The organism is Bacillus marinisedimentorum (assembly GCF_001644195.2).
GTDB lineage: Bacteria > Bacillota > Bacilli > Bacillales > Bacillaceae_O > Bacillus_BL > Bacillus_BL marinisedimentorum.
In genome coordinates, this window is sequence record NZ_LWBL02000013.1 from 97,482 (window position 1) to 111,765 (window position 14,284).

A 14,284-nucleotide genomic window follows, 5' to 3' on the forward strand; every position below is an offset into this window, starting at 1 on the left:
CTTCCTATATACCCTTCTTTGCGGATTTTTGTCATTCTTATGGGAAAATCAGGGCTTATAATCAGATGACGCGTGCTCCCAACGTGTTTACAAAGTGGTCAAGCGCCCATTTATGTCCTGCCTCATTGAAGGTTGCGACCGCTTTTTCATAAATGGCCATGCTGTATCCTTTATTATAGCCATCGACAGCTGTATGCAGCACGCAGATATCTGTGCACACGCCTGCAAGATGGATTTCTTTTATCCCGCGTTCACGCAGCTTTATATCAAGTTCCGTTCCCGCAAAAGCGCTGTACCTGGTTTTATCGAAAGCAATCACATGGTCATCATTCTTGATGCCGTCATACACGTCTTTTACACTACCATATAGCTCCCTGCCCCTTGTGCCGGCGATGTTGTGCGGCGGAAACAAGTTCGTTTCCGGATGGTAGCTATCCCCTTCGTAATGGATGTCATTGGCAAAGACAATGAGCTCACCCTTTTTTTCGAATTCGCGGATAAGCCCGGCGATTTCACTTTCAATCGCGCGCCCTGAATCCCCGCATGTAAGCTTGCCGTCTTCAGCAATAAAATCATACGTGTAATCAACTACAATCAACGCTTTTTCCATGTTTGATCCCTCCAATCCCACTTAAATATCATGGCATATTTTCGTGCGGTATTTTACTTGGATTTTTTATTCTGGCTATGTTAAATAATCTTATTGATTTCACACATTGCTGGGGCGGTTTTCCGAGGATAAAATCGGTTCCGCACCTCTAATCGGGCCAGAACTTATTTACAGGGAGGATTCCTCTTAAAACACACCCCTAAACTGGCCAGAGCCTGTTTACGGGAGAATTTTTCTTGAATCGCACCACGAACAAAATGCGGAACATCTAAGAGAAGTCCGCACCTTGCACTCCAAGCAATTCGGTTATAAGCGGATAATATTGTTTTATCATTTTGAAAAGAGTCTCGACTAAAAAAGCCTGCAGAGATCGACGTATTCTCTGCAAGCTGTATCGTAATCGGTGAATCGCTTACTGGTTGCCTCCCGAGAAATAGGAATCTCCCTGGCGTTTGGTGATATGGGCTTCTTCATCCGGATGCGGGTCATTTCTTGAGAAACCCGACGGCTTCCGCTTATTTACTTCATCCCCATAAAACGACGAAGAACCTTTTAGCTTTTTAATCACTTGCATGAACACGAATGCGATCGGCGGAAAAAAGATAAGTGCCAGAATCATATAAACAATCCATGCTGGATTCACTTGTATCCCCCCTCTTACTCTCCAAGTTCATCATTCTTCAGTTCTGGCGGATAAAAAACCTCCACAAGAATGCTTGATGCCAGTGTCGCGCCGACAATTGCCCAGCCTGTCGACAGAACAAGGTGCAGAGCAATGCTGAAAACAGCTGCCGTCACTGCAAGCACGAGCACTTTGCGATGTTTTTTCAGCGGCGGCACCAGCAAGCCGATGAACATCGCGTAAAGGGCGATTCCCATACTTTCCTGCAGCACCTGCGGAAGGCTGGCACCGGCAAGATGGCCTGCTGCCGAAAATATCACCCAGCTGCTGTAGGAGGAAGCGATAATACCGAACAGGCTGGCGCTTGACAGCTTCCCTTCCCACATCGCACCAACTGAAAATGTTTCATCGGTTATGCCGAATGAATAAAACAGTTTTTTCAGCGGATGATCATCTTCCATCTTTTCGGCAAGTGAGGCACTCATTAAAAAGTGACGGATATTCACGATGAATGTTGTCAGTATGATTTCAGCCATCCCTGTTCCTGCTGCGATCAAATTGAGGGATATATATTGGGCCGCTCCCGCAAAAACAAAAATGCTCATTGCGGTTGTTTCCCATAATGACAGGCCGGTCGATTTTGCAAATAAACCGAATGTGAGGGCGATCGGCATATATCCGAGTGCAATGCTCGTGCCGGCCTTTGCCCCTGCTAAAAAGTCCCCGTGTGTTCCCATCTTTGCTGTTGTTTCCATTTGTTCCTCCTGATCATTTCCCCTTGAAATCCGGTGTTCTTTTTTCACTGAAAGCATTCAGCGCTTCAATCCTGTCCTCAGTAGGAATCAGAACTTCGTACGCTTTTGCCTCAATTTGCATTCCTGTTTCAAGATCGGTATTCAGCCCATTTTTAATGGCAAACTTGGCCTGTTGAAGTGCAATCGGTCCGTTTTTCAGCATTTCTTCTGCAAACAGGCGTGATTCTTCCAACAGCCTTTCATCGGGAACCACTTTTGAGACGATGCCATACTCCCGGGCCTCTTCCGCAGAAAGCCTTCTAGCGGTCAAAATCAGCTCAAGGGCACGAGTCTCACCGACAATCCGCGGAAGCCGCTGTGTACCTCCAGCACCCGGAATGATGGCCAGACTTGTTTCCGTTAATCCCATTTTGGCATTTTTTGCCGAGAAACGGAAGTCACATGACAGCGCCAATTCCATTCCGCCCCCAAATGCAAAGCCGTTAATGGCTGCGATTGTCGGCTGCGGCAGCCGGTCAACGAGTGAAAAAACATGGCGGATTTTAGAGACATTCCGTTTGACCTCCTGCTCTGTAAGCGTCTTGCGTTCTTTCAAATCCGCGCCTACACTGAAAGCCTTGCCCGATCCTGTAAAAATGACCGCTCTTGCCTCAGGCTCAAGCTTGATGCGCTCCACAATACCCTCAAGATTTAAAAGTTGTTCATAAGAAAATGCATTTAATGCATCAGGTCTGTCAAGTGTGACGGTTGCGACATGATTTTCGATTTTCAGATCAATCATCGGATCCCCCCTGAAGTGATTGTTTATCTCCAAAACTATATTCGATTTCAGACATTTGATTCCTGCCTGAAATTTCAGACTGCACCGTCCCTCCCTGCCACGGCAGGCCCACAAAAAAACAAACAGGGCAGGATAAGCTCCCGCCCTGTTTGTTTAATAGATTCGTTACAGATTAGACTTATTTCTGGTTTCGGTGGCGAACCGGCAGGATTAGTCTGTTGAAATTCCGGTTTCATTCACCTGACTCCGGGCACAAAGACGATTCTTCCTGCTTCCGTTTCGGTGCTGGCTCCCTGAACAATTCAAATAGTTTGATTACACATTAACTTGCTCTTTCAACGCTCTTCTCAAAATTTTACCAGTCGTGTTCTTCGGCAATTCCTCAAGGAATTCAATTGAAGAAGGCACTTTGTATTTCGCCAGGTGTTCGGCGCAGTAATCAAACAAGTCCTGTTCTGTCAGGCTGTCATCATCTGTGACGACAAACGCCCGCACGGCTTCGCCGAGGTTTGGATCCGGCACGCCCAGAACAGCTGCTTCCACGACATTCGGATGCTGATAGAGGACTTCTTCGATCTCACGCGGATACACGTTATAGCCGCCGACGAGGACGAGATCTTTTTTCCGGTCAACAATGTAAAAATACCCTTCTTCATCCATTTTTGCGAGGTCCCCTGTATACAGCCATCCATCCTTAAGTGCGGCAGCAGTGTCCTCCGGCATTTTATAATAGCCTTTCATGACGTTAGGACCCCTGACGATTAGCTCGCCTACTTCACCAGGCTTCACCTCTTCGCCCATTTCGTTCACGACTTTATTCTCTACGTTGGTTATATTCATGCCGATGGAACCAGCTTTCCTTGACCGGTCAAGCGGATTGAAAGCTGTTACCGGCGAAGCTTCAGACAGGCCGTACCCTTCTGAAACGACAACATTGAATTTGTTCTCGAATTCCTTCAGCAATGAGACCGGCAGCGGGCTTCCGCCTGAAATGCAGAGGCGCAGCGTTTCCAGGTCTTCTGTCTTGCCGTCAGGATACTGATACAAATAATTGTACATTGTCGGCACCCCGGCAAAGATTGTCGGCTTAAATGTTTTGCTGATCCGGAAAATTTCACCCGGACTGAACTGAGGGACGATAATGACAGTGCCGCCGTTCATAAGCGGCGCATTGAGTGCAACCGTCAGGCAAAAGACATGGAACATCGGCAATGTGGCGATGGCACGATCTGATTCAGTTATTTTCAGATAATCAGCAGTATCTTTCGCATTGCTGTATATGTTCTTCTGGGTAAGCATTGCCCCTTTCGGCTTGCCGGTCGTTCCAGAAGTGTAGAGAATGACAGCAGTGTCCTCATCATCCAATTCCGGCGCTTCAAATGCTTCAGCTCTTTCCTGGACCATATCTGTAAACGGTTTCAATTTTGGATAGATAGAAAGGGCTGCTGGATCGACTGTTTTCTCTTCTTCTTTCAGCGTATCGACTACGATTATTTGCTCCACCTTCGGAAGGCGGCTCTCCATTTTTTCAAATAGCGGAACGAGTTTGTCCAGTGTGATGACGGCTTTGACATCTCCATTATTTAAAATATAGCCAATCTCATCCGCCGTATAAATCGGGTTCACCGGAATGACGGTTGCCCCCGCTCGGATTGCGCCGTATAGGCCGATGACAAAATGCGGACTGTTTCCAAGCAATAACGCAACATGGTCCCCCTTTTTTATCCCAAGCTGCACAAGGTTGCCCGCAAACCGTTCCACTTGCTCGTTCAGTTCAGCATACGATGCAGACCTGTCCATGAAAATGTAGGCCTCTTTTTCTGGATGCCGGGCTGCTGTCTCTGCCAATTGATAGCTGATGTTCAAACTATTCTCCCCCTTTGAACGTATGAGTGAATAATCACTCATTTTTAAAATAAAAAAATATTCTAAATTCATTATATTTTACAGCAGGGATTTGAGCAAGGGGAAATGGGGAATTCTGCTATTCTGTAAAAATGTTTTTTGTCATCTAGCAAGCTATGTTTATAGCATTATCCTTCAATTATCCCATTAAAATTGTTTTATCAATACAACAATGCCCCTTTCCTCTCTAGAAGGAAAAGGGCATTGAAATCAATCAATAAATCAAGTTGACGATATCATCTTTTGTCACGTTGCCGAAGTAATGCTTGATATCCACATCATTGAGCGCTTCATTTATTGAAGCCCGTTCATACCGGACACCGTTCAGCCTGTTTTCGATATCACTGACATCCCCTACGCCAAAAAAGTCGCCGTAAATTTTAATGTTGCCGATAACACCCTTGTGGACATCGAGCCGGAAATCGATCTGGCCTACCGGAAAACGGTGTGAATGCTGGATATTGAATTTTGGGGATTTCCCATAATTCCAGTCCCAGTTCTGATAGCGTTCCCTTGATAGCTGGTGGATTTTTTCCCAATCCCCATCTGTCAGTTCATACTTCGGAACTTCTTCTATTGATTCTGTATCGAAAATATATCTGAGCAGCAAGCTCCTGAATGCTTCGATTGATAACTTCTCATCCATCAATTCACTGATGTTTGTCACCCTGCTGCGTATTGACTTAATTCCCTTTGACTCGATCTTCTCCATTTTCACATTTAAGGCTGACACGACATTTTCAATTTCCGAATCAAAAAGCAGCGTTCCGTGGCTGAACATCCGGCCTTTTGTGGAAAATTGGGCGTTCCCGGAAATTTTCTTTCCCTTTGCGGTGATATCGTTGCGGCCGCTCAGTTCAGCGTCGACGCCAATCCGGTGCAGCGCCTTGATGACAGGTTCGGTGAACTTCTGGAAATTGTGGAAGCTCTCCCCGTCATCGCGGGTGATGAAACTGAAATTCAAATTGCCTGTGTCGTGGTACACAGCACCGCCCCCTGATAACCGGCGGACAACCCGGATGTTATTGTCTTCCACATAATTCGTGTTGATTTCTTCTACCGTGTTCTGGTTTTTGCCGATAATAATCGAAGGCTCATTAATGTAAAACAGCAAGTACGTTTCATTGATATCCAGATTTTTTAAGGCGTATTCTTCAATTGCAAGATTGATCTGTGGATCTGTGATTCCCTTGTTATCGATAAACAGCATGACCTTGACCCCCTGCTCGTTTTATTACTCTTCCTTTATTGTATTGAAAAAATTTTATTTAAACAAATTACTGACCCTGCTCCAGCCATGTCCATCCGGTGGAGGCTAGCTGTACATTTCCCATGTATTTCGTTTTCGCTTCTTTAAGCAGCTGCTCATGTTCACCAAAATGCGGCAAATGGGACAGCAAGAGCAGCGAGGCCCCTGCCTTTTCGGCAACGGTTGCCGCATCATGGCTGTTCATATGTCCGGCTTTTGCTCCATCTTGATCTGCATAAAAGCTGCATTCCGAGATCAGCAGATCAGCATCCTTTGCAAAATCACAGAATGATTCCTGATAGCTTGAATCAGCAGTATAGACAAACGTTTCGCCGTTCACTTCGAACCTCATTGCATAGCACGGAACAGGATGTGAAGTTTTTGTAAACGTAATAGTGAACGGACCGAGTGAAAGCGGTTTGTCCGGACCATATGCAATACCAAGCGTATTATCATGGTGGGTCAGTTTTTCAAAAGCTTGCGTGTCTTCTGTATGTCCGTAAATAGGCAATGTTTTATCGGTAATGCCGAGTGTTTTTTTTATGAGCATGGCGTATTGGAGTGGCCCGATATCAGCAATGTGATCATGATGATAGTGAGACAGTATGACCGCATCGAGTTCTTGAACGTCGATATATCGCTGCAGTGAAGAAAGCACACCGCTGCCGCAGTCGACCAGGAGTTTGAATCCGTCATGCTCCACAAGATACCCAGAAGTTGCTTCTCCAGCCCCTGGATATGCACCCCAGAATCCAATTACAGTCACTTTCATTGCAATCACCTCATCAGTAATTTTTCAATCAAGAGAAATGTGTTTTCTGCTATACGACTTTCTTATTATAGTACAGGATCTTATTCCTCTCACAAACGATACGAAACACCGTAGAAAACGGTTGTAAACCTGTATTGGCTTGCAGTTTCCTTATACAACCTATAGCCTATTTTTGTATTTTTTAAAATTTGTTATAAAACAGGTGTTGACTAGGACTAACTGTTATAATACAATGTGAATAACAAATCACTTGGAGGGATACACCAATGATGATGAAAAGTACAGAATTTTTCAAGAACTTGCCGCCAAAGCAGTGTGTGAATTGTGGGACAGAAATCAAGGAACAGCATGAATCTTACCTGAATCAATGTGATCACTGTTTAAGCAAAGCAGCCGAATAAAAACGATCCGTTAAGCCATTTACACGTTCAACTCTCTTTTACCCTATATTCCCATCCCAATCTGAAGGGCAGCTGTATTAATACAGCTGCCCTCTTTTTTTGAGTTTATGAACTTGCTAGTTTTTCAGTAAAGGGTTTTCCGTAAAAACTGTTAAAATATTCATTCTCAATAGGCGCAGGTGTTCGAGGCTTGTATGGGGCAGCGGGACAGGTGGACCTGCATGAGCGCCAGCTGTGATTTGAATACAACGGCAGGCATTCTCATCTGTAACCCGCTTTTCCTATTGATATACGCATCATCCGGATTGAGTTTGATCCACGTTGGTGTCCAGGATGTGAACCCGGCATTTTACCTGTCATCCCCCAGCATCTCCTGATTTTTTGTTCTCTGAAAGCGTCAAATGGCGGGCAAATTCAGCCAGTTTTTCCTGACTGTTAATATCTTCTTCAAATAAAGGGATTTCAAAGAGATGCTGCTCTGAAAAGGTCTCGCGCAGCGTCTTTAAATAGTCCTTTTCGATTTCACGGCGTTTTTGCAGAAATGTTCCGTCTGCATGGTCCGGAAGCACTTTATTGACAATAAGGTCATGAACATGGAGATGATGGCGGTCAAGCAGTTTTACGGCCTTTTCGGTTTCCAGGATCGGGAGGCGTTCGGGGATGAGTACAAAAATAAAACCCGCAGACTTATGGTCCATCAACACTTCGCGGACGTCCGCAAATTTCTTGCGCCGTTCCTGCAGAACCGAAAATATCGGATCTTCAACAGGCTCTCCGTCATTCAGTAATTGTGTATAGTTTTCATTCATCTTTTTTCTGCGTTCCAGCATTCCTTCAATCCAGACGCCCATCAATTCCGGAAGGGTCAGCAGCCGGACTGTATGTCCAGTCGGAGCAGTATCGAACACGATTAAATCGAAGTTTTTCCGTTCGTCAAGAATGATCGAAACAATTTTATCGAAGATTGCTGCTTCCTCAGCGCCGGGGGAAGAAGCAGCCGTATCAATTTGCCTGTGTACTTCATCGATCATGCTTGCTTTGACCATGCCTTTCAAATTGCCTTTCACCGAGTCGATATATATGCGGGCTTCCTGTTCAGGGTCAATTTCGAGTGCCCATAGCCGTTCTTTAATTTTCGTTATGCTGCCGCCGACTTTCTTATGAAAAATGTCACCGACATTGTGGGCGGGGTCTGTGGAAACAAGCAGTGTGTCTTTTCCTTGTTCTGCTGCTGCATATGCAAGGGCGGCTGCAGAAGTCGATTTACCGACACCGCCTTTTCCGCCTACGAACAAAATTTGTTTTTCAAATAAGTTTTTCATATATACCCCCTCCTTTTTAGCAGCACCTGATTCCTTCAAGCGGTGATTTTTCCATACCCATCCTCAGATGCCAATCATGGAATTTTTCAAGCATATACGGATAAAGTTCCAGGGTGTAGTAGTAAACCGGATTCGGAATGCCGAGCATTTCAGAAAACAGCATGAGCATGAAGAGGTCATCTTCATCCCTCAGCTCCCTGGCAATCTCAGTGCGGTGGGGGAGGCTGATTACTTCATCATACCATTTCAGCAATTTCTTCAGCGTCAATTTATTGTCATCACTGCTCATTTATAACCCCTCCTTGTAAAATTGTTTCTGCCAGCCTTTCGATTGTTTGACGGCTGCATTCCCCGATATACCGGCCATCGGCAAATACGGCACCTCGTTTTTGTTTCAACAGAAGCGAATCCATCGCCTGCCTGATTGTGATATGTTTTTTCCGCCAGTGGGATAAAAAGTATGCTGTAATCGCCAGGAAATTGCGCGGATCGAGAAGCGACACTTCAATCCGGCCTCCTGACTCCATTTTCAACCGTCGGTATAAATCCCCTATTTCACCCCGTTCATTTCTATTGAGAGTAAATGTTTCACTCATACTGATGAACCCGCCATCAGAAACTCCGCCGCATCAGCCGCCTCCCACTTCGGGAAGCACCCGGATAATCATCACTTCCTGATTCATATGTCTCCCCCCTTGCCAGGAAAATTCTCTGAAAGTGAAAACAAGGACCAGGCAGCTGGTCCTTGTTCGTTATCATGCAGAATCCTGATCGATGGAATCTCCTGCAGAGGCTTTCCTGAATATCATTACCGCTTCCAGAAGGATCCAGAAAGCGAAAACAAGAATGATGGATCCGAATGTGAAGAGAAGCAGGTTTTGGTCTGACCCGGTAAAGATATTCCATTTCAAGATAACCTGGTCAATCATAGCCCAGAGCGTCATGAAGAGCAGGAATACCATCGGAAGCAATGTCACCATATAATTTCTGCCCTTTTTCTTAAGCCAGATGGAAAGCAATAGCAGCGTGATGCCGGCAAGCAGCTGATTTGATGTTCCAAACAGCGGCCAGAGCAAGTATCCCCCTGAACCAAAGCCGTTTGGCCCTTCAGGAATCAGGACAAGCGCCGCGCTTGAAACGACAGCAATCGAAGTCGCCACATGCTTTTTCGTAAGAGCCTGAACCTTATATTCACTGCCCAGCTCAGCGATGATATAACGCATGAGACGTACAGATGTATCAAGAGTTGTAGCCGCAAAACTGACGACAATAACGGATACGATTGTGGCAGCGATATCCGCCGGAATGAATATCCCTGTGGCAAGCTGGCTCGCACCCTGTACAAATGCACCCAGACCGCCTCCGGATGCCGCAGTGAAACTGCTGTATACAGCAGAGAAGTCGGCAGTTGTTCCGAAGAATGTGACAACAGCTATAATCGCTACAAGAGCAAGTGAACCTTCCCCTACTGCTCCAAGGTAACCGACAAAGCGTGCATCTGTTTCACGATCCAGCTGTTTTGAAGAAGTGCCGGATGAAACCAGGCCGTGGAATCCTGAAATCGCTCCGCATGCAATCGTGATGAATAGGAGCGGGAACCATGACACATCAGCGTTCGGGTTCGTCATAGGTGCTGTAACTTCCGGATTTGAAAAGAGAAGCCCCAGATAAAGAATAGCGAGACCTACAACAAGCTGATGGGAGTTGATATAGTCACGCGGCTGCAGGAGCTTCCATACAGGCAGCGTGGAGGCGATATATACATACACCATCAGGACGACAATCCATACAAAAAATGCCATTGAGACGCCGTCCAGTCCAAACGCCACAATGTTATCCTCCCCGCCAAAATATCTGACAAGGTCAATTTGCAGAGCCGGAACACGGCTGGCCACGATTGCGGCAAGATACATGACACCAAGTGCCACGATAGATGGAAGAAGCATGTTCCCTTTCTTTTTATATACCGCGTAACCAATCCAAACCGCCAGTGGAATCTGGATGAATACTGAAAGGACACTTGCAGGGAAACTGATGAACAGTTTTGAAATAACCCATGCAAACACGGCATTTACCATTAACACCAGAATCAAAATGATAAATAAAAATAAGATCTTTGCCCGCTTGCCAATAAGCTTGTTGGCAATCGTGCCAATCGATTGTCCTTTGTTTCTGACCGATAGTACAAGTGCCCCGAAGTCATGGACACCCGCAGCAAACACAGTGCCGAGAATGACCCATAAAAAGGCCGGCAGCCAGCCCCAGTAAACAGCGATAGCCGGACCGACAATAGGCGCAGCACCCGCTACAGATGTGAAATGGTGCCCCCATAATACGAATTTGTTTGTCGGGACAAAGTCCACTCCGTCCTGATACTTGTGTGCAGGTGTTTCATAGTTTGGATCAAGACGGTAAATTTTTTCTGCTACAAATTTAGAATAATAGCGATACCCCAGAGCAAATACAAGCATCCCGATAACGGCGAGCCAAATTCCGCTCATGTTTCTCCCCCCTTTTTATATTTACAACCTAATCGTATGGCAACTTGTAACCGTTGTCAATAAAATGGACTGAAAATTCTAAGTAGAGGGAAAATAAGGAATTCATCGCTTTTTTTTCCCTTCTGAATCAATCCGGAAATACCCGGCATAGTTCCCCTGTTCTCCCGGCATGAGAAGCTCGGAATCCTACAATTCCTGACGAAACAAACACCTGTACAATGATGGAACCCGGATTTCCACCGGGAGAAGTCTTTTGCATTGTTGCATGTGTACGTGCAGGTATAAACAGAGGCTTCAGGATATGCCAGTTCTATTTTTGTTCAGGATCCCGCGAATTATTCATTTTTCAAACATTTAATTCAATTTGTCCCGCGGATTCGAACAGCGCTCCCGCATACATTAAAAAAAGCGCAAGACGCCTGCTTAGCGTCGTGCACCGAAGGCCTTTTCAGAAACACATAGGCTCGATTCGTTCCCTTTTTGCTCCTCCGAAGGCCTTTTCGGGAACGCATAGCTCAATTCGTTCCCTTTTTAGTCCTCCGAAGGCCTTTTCGGGAACGCATAGCTCGATTCGTTCCCTTTTTAGTCCTCCGAAGGCCTTTTCGGGAGCACATGGGCTCGATTCGTTTCCTTTTTGCTTCTCCAAAGACCTTTTCGGGAACGCATGGGCATTAGCGGGGATTCCTGCAGGAAAGCGGTTTTCCCTTCCGATGGAATCACCGCTTATGGCGATACCCGCTGGCGCCTGGGGTTAGACACTAATATTACTTGAAAAACTTATGCTTTCTTACTTTATAAAGAAAACTCGCGATTTGCGAGTCTTCAGGTGAGGGTTGAGACGCAGCAGGACTTTTCTATTATTTTCAGCTGGACCGAGACAGTTCCTTGCTGACAATTTATACAAAGATAAAATATCCCTGCCGGTAAAAACATCCGGCAGGGATACATTAAAAGAACAGCCATATACAGCAAAACGGTTTCATCTTATCATTTGTACAGCGATTATTTGTCCGGATCAAAGAAGCTGATGACTTTCCGGACAGCTTCCTCTCCCTGATCGATGCAATCAGGCAAGCCGACCCCTTCATAGGAACCGCCGGCCAGGAAGATTCCCGGCAGCTTTTCACCCATTTCATTTTTGATGTGCCCAAGTCTCTCCAGATGGCCTACAGTGTATTGCGGCATCGCATCTTTCCACCTGGTTACAATTGAAAACTCCGGTTCGTCGGTGATATCCATAATTTTATTCAAATCGTTCAAGACGGTCTGTGAAATTACTTCGTCCGATTGGTCGACGATGCTTTCATCTGTCGGGCGGCCGACGTAGCAGCGCAGGAGCACTTTGTCCTTTGGAGTCGTATGCGGCCATTTTTTATGTGTCCAGGTGCACGCTGTAATTCTGAAATCACTGTTGCGCGAAACGACAAAGCCAGTCCCATCGATATCCTGCTTGACAGCTGATGCAGGAAACGCCATGGCGACAGTTGCCACAGAAGTTGACGGTACATTTTTGAGTGGTTCGAAAAAGCTGTATTCAGGCATCATTCCGTGTACGGCCTGATGTGGTGCAGCAATAATGATACTGTCAGCTGTAATGGTCTCCCTGTTATCGAGCTTCAGCTCATACCCTTGATCTGTTTTCACAATCCGGGTCACTTTAGTGTTCTTTCGGACCGTTCCTTCTTCAAGTTTTTCTTCAACCGCTTCCACCAGCGATTCCAGTCCGGAATCCACCGTCAAAAACATTCCTTTTTTCCCGGAGGTTGCCGATTTGTTTTTTGGCGCCGGCATTGTTTTCTTAATTCCTAAAATGAGGCTGCGATATTCTTGTTCAAGTCTATAAAAATTAGGGAATGTGGCCATCAGGCTCATGTTGTCAAGATCACCTGCATAAATTCCGGATAAAAGCGGTTCAATCAAATTCTCAACAACGTCATCCCCGAATCTTCTCCTGAAAAACTGGCCTAGCGACTGGTCTCCTTCCGCTTCGGAACGCGGCAGGATAAAATCGCCGGCGGCGCGGAATTTTCCCGGCCAGGAAAACATGCCGGAAAATGCGAACGGCATAATTTTTGTCGGTATGCCCATAAATGACCCTTCAGGCATGGAATGGAGTTTGCCGTCCACGAGGACATAGGATTTCCCGGTGGAATTGTTCACAAGGCGGTCTTGCATCCCCATTTCTTCCACCAGCCGCGACATGCTTTTTTTGCGGGCAAGGTAGGAATCCGGGCCTCGTTCTATGATGAATCCATCTTTTGTGAAGGTTTGAACTTTCCCTCCCAGCCGAGGGCTCTCCTCGACCAGCATTGTATCAATGGGCAGACCTTTTTCCTTGATTTCTTTTTGCAGATAGTATGCGGCAGAAAGGCCCGTGATCCCCCCGCCGATAATAACCGTTTTCGTTCTAGTATCGCTCATGTTTGTCGCCTTCTTTATCCATTTTTTTCACGATGACATCCGCCATAGCTTCGATAAACAGCGGATTGGCATTTGGCATTTCCGGACGGTAATAGGAGGCTCCGAGTTCGTCGGTTACGACTTTGCACTCATAATCATTGTCATACAGTACTTCAAGGTGATCGGCCACAAAGCCGACAGGCGCATACACGAAGGCCCTGTAGCCTTTTTGTTCATATAAGCCGCGGGTAAGATCCTGTACATCCGGGCCTATCCACCGTTCAGGCGTATTGCCGGCACTTTGCCATCCGTTCTCATAATCGTTGATTCCAGCCTGGGCGGCAATCAGCTTGGCTGTCTCCCTCAGCTGCTCCGGATATGGATCTCCGGCGGCGAGAATGCGTTCCGGAAGGCTGTGGGCGCTTACAATCAGAACAGCCTTTTCACGATCTTCTTCAGGCATCGAGCTGTATACATCCCTCAGCCTGCCGGCCCAGTATGTGATGAACTTCGGTTCTTCATACCAGCTTTCAACCGACAGAATTTCCGGGCCGCCGATCTCTTCTGCCGTTTCCCGGGCCCGCCCATTATAAGACTTGATGCTGAAAGTTGAATAGTGCGGTGCAAGAACAATGCTCACCGCCTTCTTGATGCCGTCTTCATTCATTTGTTTTACAGCATCTTCAATAAACGGTTCGATATGCTTCAAACCGATATAAGCTTCAAACTCCTTATCTTCAAATCTGGAGTTCAGTTCCTGTTCCAGCTTCTTTGCCTGTTCTTTTGTTATTTTTGCAAGCGGGGACACCCCGCCGATTGCCGCATAGCGGTCCTTCAAATCCTGCAGCTGTTCATCGGAAGGCGTCCGTCCCCTGCGGATATGGGTATAGTACCGTTCAATATCCTCTTCGCTGTATGGGGTCCCATAGGCCATCACCAACAGGCCGATCTTTTCTTTTTCCATTA

General features: G+C 46.3%; 14 protein-coding genes. 1 reads left to right on the top strand and 13 read right to left on the bottom strand.

Annotation, left to right across the window (positions count from 1 at the left end):
* Positions 1 to 61 precede the first annotated feature (61 nt).
* The 7 genes from A4U59_RS04015 to A4U59_RS04045 all read right to left on the bottom strand — a co-directional run bounded on the left by A4U59_RS04015 (position 62) and on the right by A4U59_RS04045 (position 6,694).
* Positions 62 to 610 carry a cysteine hydrolase family protein gene (locus A4U59_RS04015; protein ID WP_070119915.1) on the bottom strand — a complete coding sequence of 183 codons (549 nt, stop codon included), beginning with the start codon at positions 608 to 610 and terminating at the stop codon, positions 62 to 64.
* A gap of 412 nt (positions 611 to 1,022) precedes the next feature.
* A complete protein-coding gene (locus tag A4U59_RS04020; protein ID WP_070119917.1) occupies positions 1,023 to 1,253 on the bottom strand; it encodes a hypothetical protein in 231 nt (76 codons plus the stop codon).
* 14 nt (positions 1,254 to 1,267) lie between these two features.
* On the bottom strand, positions 1,268 to 1,987 hold the full coding sequence (locus A4U59_RS04025) for an AzlC family ABC transporter permease (protein ID WP_070119972.1): 720 nt from the start codon (positions 1,985 to 1,987) through the stop codon (positions 1,268 to 1,270).
* A gap of 13 nt (positions 1,988 to 2,000) precedes the next feature.
* Positions 2,001 to 2,768, bottom strand: a complete 768-nt coding sequence (locus A4U59_RS04030) for an enoyl-CoA hydratase-related protein (protein WP_070119918.1) — start codon at positions 2,766 to 2,768, stop codon at positions 2,001 to 2,003.
* 315 nt (positions 2,769 to 3,083) lie between these two features.
* On the bottom strand, positions 3,084 to 4,634 hold the full coding sequence (locus A4U59_RS04035) for a fatty acid--CoA ligase family protein (protein WP_070119920.1): 1,551 nt from the start codon (positions 4,632 to 4,634) through the stop codon (positions 3,084 to 3,086).
* A 253-nt stretch (positions 4,635 to 4,887) separates the two neighbouring features.
* Positions 4,888 to 5,883: a lipoate--protein ligase gene (gene lplA, locus A4U59_RS04040; protein ID WP_070119922.1), complete on the bottom strand. Its 996-nt coding sequence runs from the start codon at positions 5,881 to 5,883 to the stop codon at positions 4,888 to 4,890.
* A gap of 67 nt (positions 5,884 to 5,950) precedes the next feature.
* Positions 5,951 to 6,694 carry an MBL fold metallo-hydrolase gene (locus A4U59_RS04045; RefSeq protein ID WP_070119924.1) on the bottom strand — a complete coding sequence of 248 codons (744 nt, stop codon included), beginning with the start codon at positions 6,692 to 6,694 and terminating at the stop codon, positions 5,951 to 5,953.
* A 266-nt stretch (positions 6,695 to 6,960) separates the two neighbouring features.
* Here A4U59_RS04045 and yhfH point away from each other — a divergent pair, with 266 nt between their 5' ends.
* Positions 6,961 to 7,095: a protein YhfH gene (gene yhfH, locus A4U59_RS04050; RefSeq protein WP_070119926.1), complete on the top strand. Its 135-nt coding sequence runs from the start codon at positions 6,961 to 6,963 to the stop codon at positions 7,093 to 7,095.
* A gap of 356 nt (positions 7,096 to 7,451) precedes the next feature.
* Here the strand turns inward: yhfH and A4U59_RS04055 are convergent, their stop codons facing one another.
* The 6 genes from A4U59_RS04055 to hemH form a co-directional block, all read right to left on the bottom strand.
* Positions 7,452 to 8,417, bottom strand: a complete 966-nt coding sequence (locus tag A4U59_RS04055) for an ArsA family ATPase (RefSeq protein ID WP_070119928.1) — start codon at positions 8,415 to 8,417, stop codon at positions 7,452 to 7,454.
* A gap of 16 nt (positions 8,418 to 8,433) precedes the next feature.
* Positions 8,434 to 8,706, bottom strand: coding sequence for a cory-CC-star protein (locus A4U59_RS04060; RefSeq protein WP_070119930.1), 273 nt, complete (start codon positions 8,704 to 8,706; stop codon positions 8,434 to 8,436).
* Positions 8,696 to 9,013, bottom strand: a complete 318-nt coding sequence (locus tag A4U59_RS04065; RefSeq protein ID WP_157888132.1) for a hypothetical protein — start codon at positions 9,011 to 9,013, stop codon at positions 8,696 to 8,698. The genes A4U59_RS04060 and A4U59_RS04065 overlap by 11 nt, the downstream gene beginning before the upstream one ends.
* Positions 9,014 to 9,172: 159 nt before the next feature.
* The gene (locus tag A4U59_RS04070) at positions 9,173 to 10,918 is read right to left on the bottom strand and encodes a carbon starvation CstA family protein (protein ID WP_070119933.1); all 1,746 of its coding nucleotides are present in this window, start codon (positions 10,916 to 10,918) and stop codon (positions 9,173 to 9,175) included.
* A 1,002-nt stretch (positions 10,919 to 11,920) separates the two neighbouring features.
* Positions 11,921 to 13,339, bottom strand: coding sequence for a protoporphyrinogen oxidase (hemY, locus tag A4U59_RS04075; protein WP_070119935.1), 1,419 nt, complete (start codon positions 13,337 to 13,339; stop codon positions 11,921 to 11,923).
* Positions 13,326 to 14,282, bottom strand: coding sequence for a ferrochelatase (gene hemH, locus A4U59_RS04080; RefSeq protein ID WP_070119937.1), 957 nt, complete (start codon positions 14,280 to 14,282; stop codon positions 13,326 to 13,328). The genes hemY and hemH overlap by 14 nt, the downstream gene beginning before the upstream one ends.
* Positions 14,283 to 14,284: the final 2 nt, after the last annotated feature.

What these genes read in the sequence shown, in the direction of transcription:
- lplA (WP_070119922.1), bottom strand. Translation starts at nt 5,883, where the DNA reads ATGCTGTTTATCGATAACAAGGGAATCACAGATCCACAGATCAATCTT.
- yhfH (WP_070119926.1), top strand. Translation starts at nt 6,961, where the DNA reads ATGATGATGAAAAGTACAGAATTTTTCAAGAACTTGCCGCCAAAGCAG.
- A4U59_RS04045 (WP_070119924.1), bottom strand. Translation starts at nt 6,694, where the DNA reads ATGAAAGTGACTGTAATTGGATTCTGGGGTGCATATCCAGGGGCTGGA.
- A4U59_RS04055 (WP_070119928.1), bottom strand. Translation starts at nt 8,417, where the DNA reads ATGAAAAACTTATTTGAAAAACAAATTTTGTTCGTAGGCGGAAAAGGC.
- A4U59_RS04015 (WP_070119915.1), bottom strand. Translation starts at nt 610, where the DNA reads ATGGAAAAAGCGTTGATTGTAGTTGATTACACGTATGATTTTATTGCT.
- A4U59_RS04070 (WP_070119933.1), bottom strand. Translation starts at nt 10,918, where the DNA reads ATGAGCGGAATTTGGCTCGCCGTTATCGGGATGCTTGTATTTGCTCTG.
- A4U59_RS04025 (WP_070119972.1), bottom strand. Translation starts at nt 1,987, where the DNA reads ATGGAAACAACAGCAAAGATGGGAACACACGGGGACTTTTTAGCAGGG.
- A4U59_RS04065 (WP_157888132.1), bottom strand. Translation starts at nt 9,013, where the DNA reads ATGAGTGAAACATTTACTCTCAATAGAAATGAACGGGGTGAAATAGGG.
- A4U59_RS04060 (WP_070119930.1), bottom strand. Translation starts at nt 8,706, where the DNA reads ATGAGCAGTGATGACAATAAATTGACGCTGAAGAAATTGCTGAAATGG.
- hemH (WP_070119937.1), bottom strand. Translation starts at nt 14,282, where the DNA reads ATGGAAAAAGAAAAGATCGGCCTGTTGGTGATGGCCTATGGGACCCCA.
- hemY (WP_070119935.1), bottom strand. Translation starts at nt 13,339, where the DNA reads ATGAGCGATACTAGAACGAAAACGGTTATTATCGGCGGGGGGATCACG.
- A4U59_RS04030 (WP_070119918.1), bottom strand. Translation starts at nt 2,768, where the DNA reads ATGATTGATCTGAAAATCGAAAATCATGTCGCAACCGTCACACTTGAC.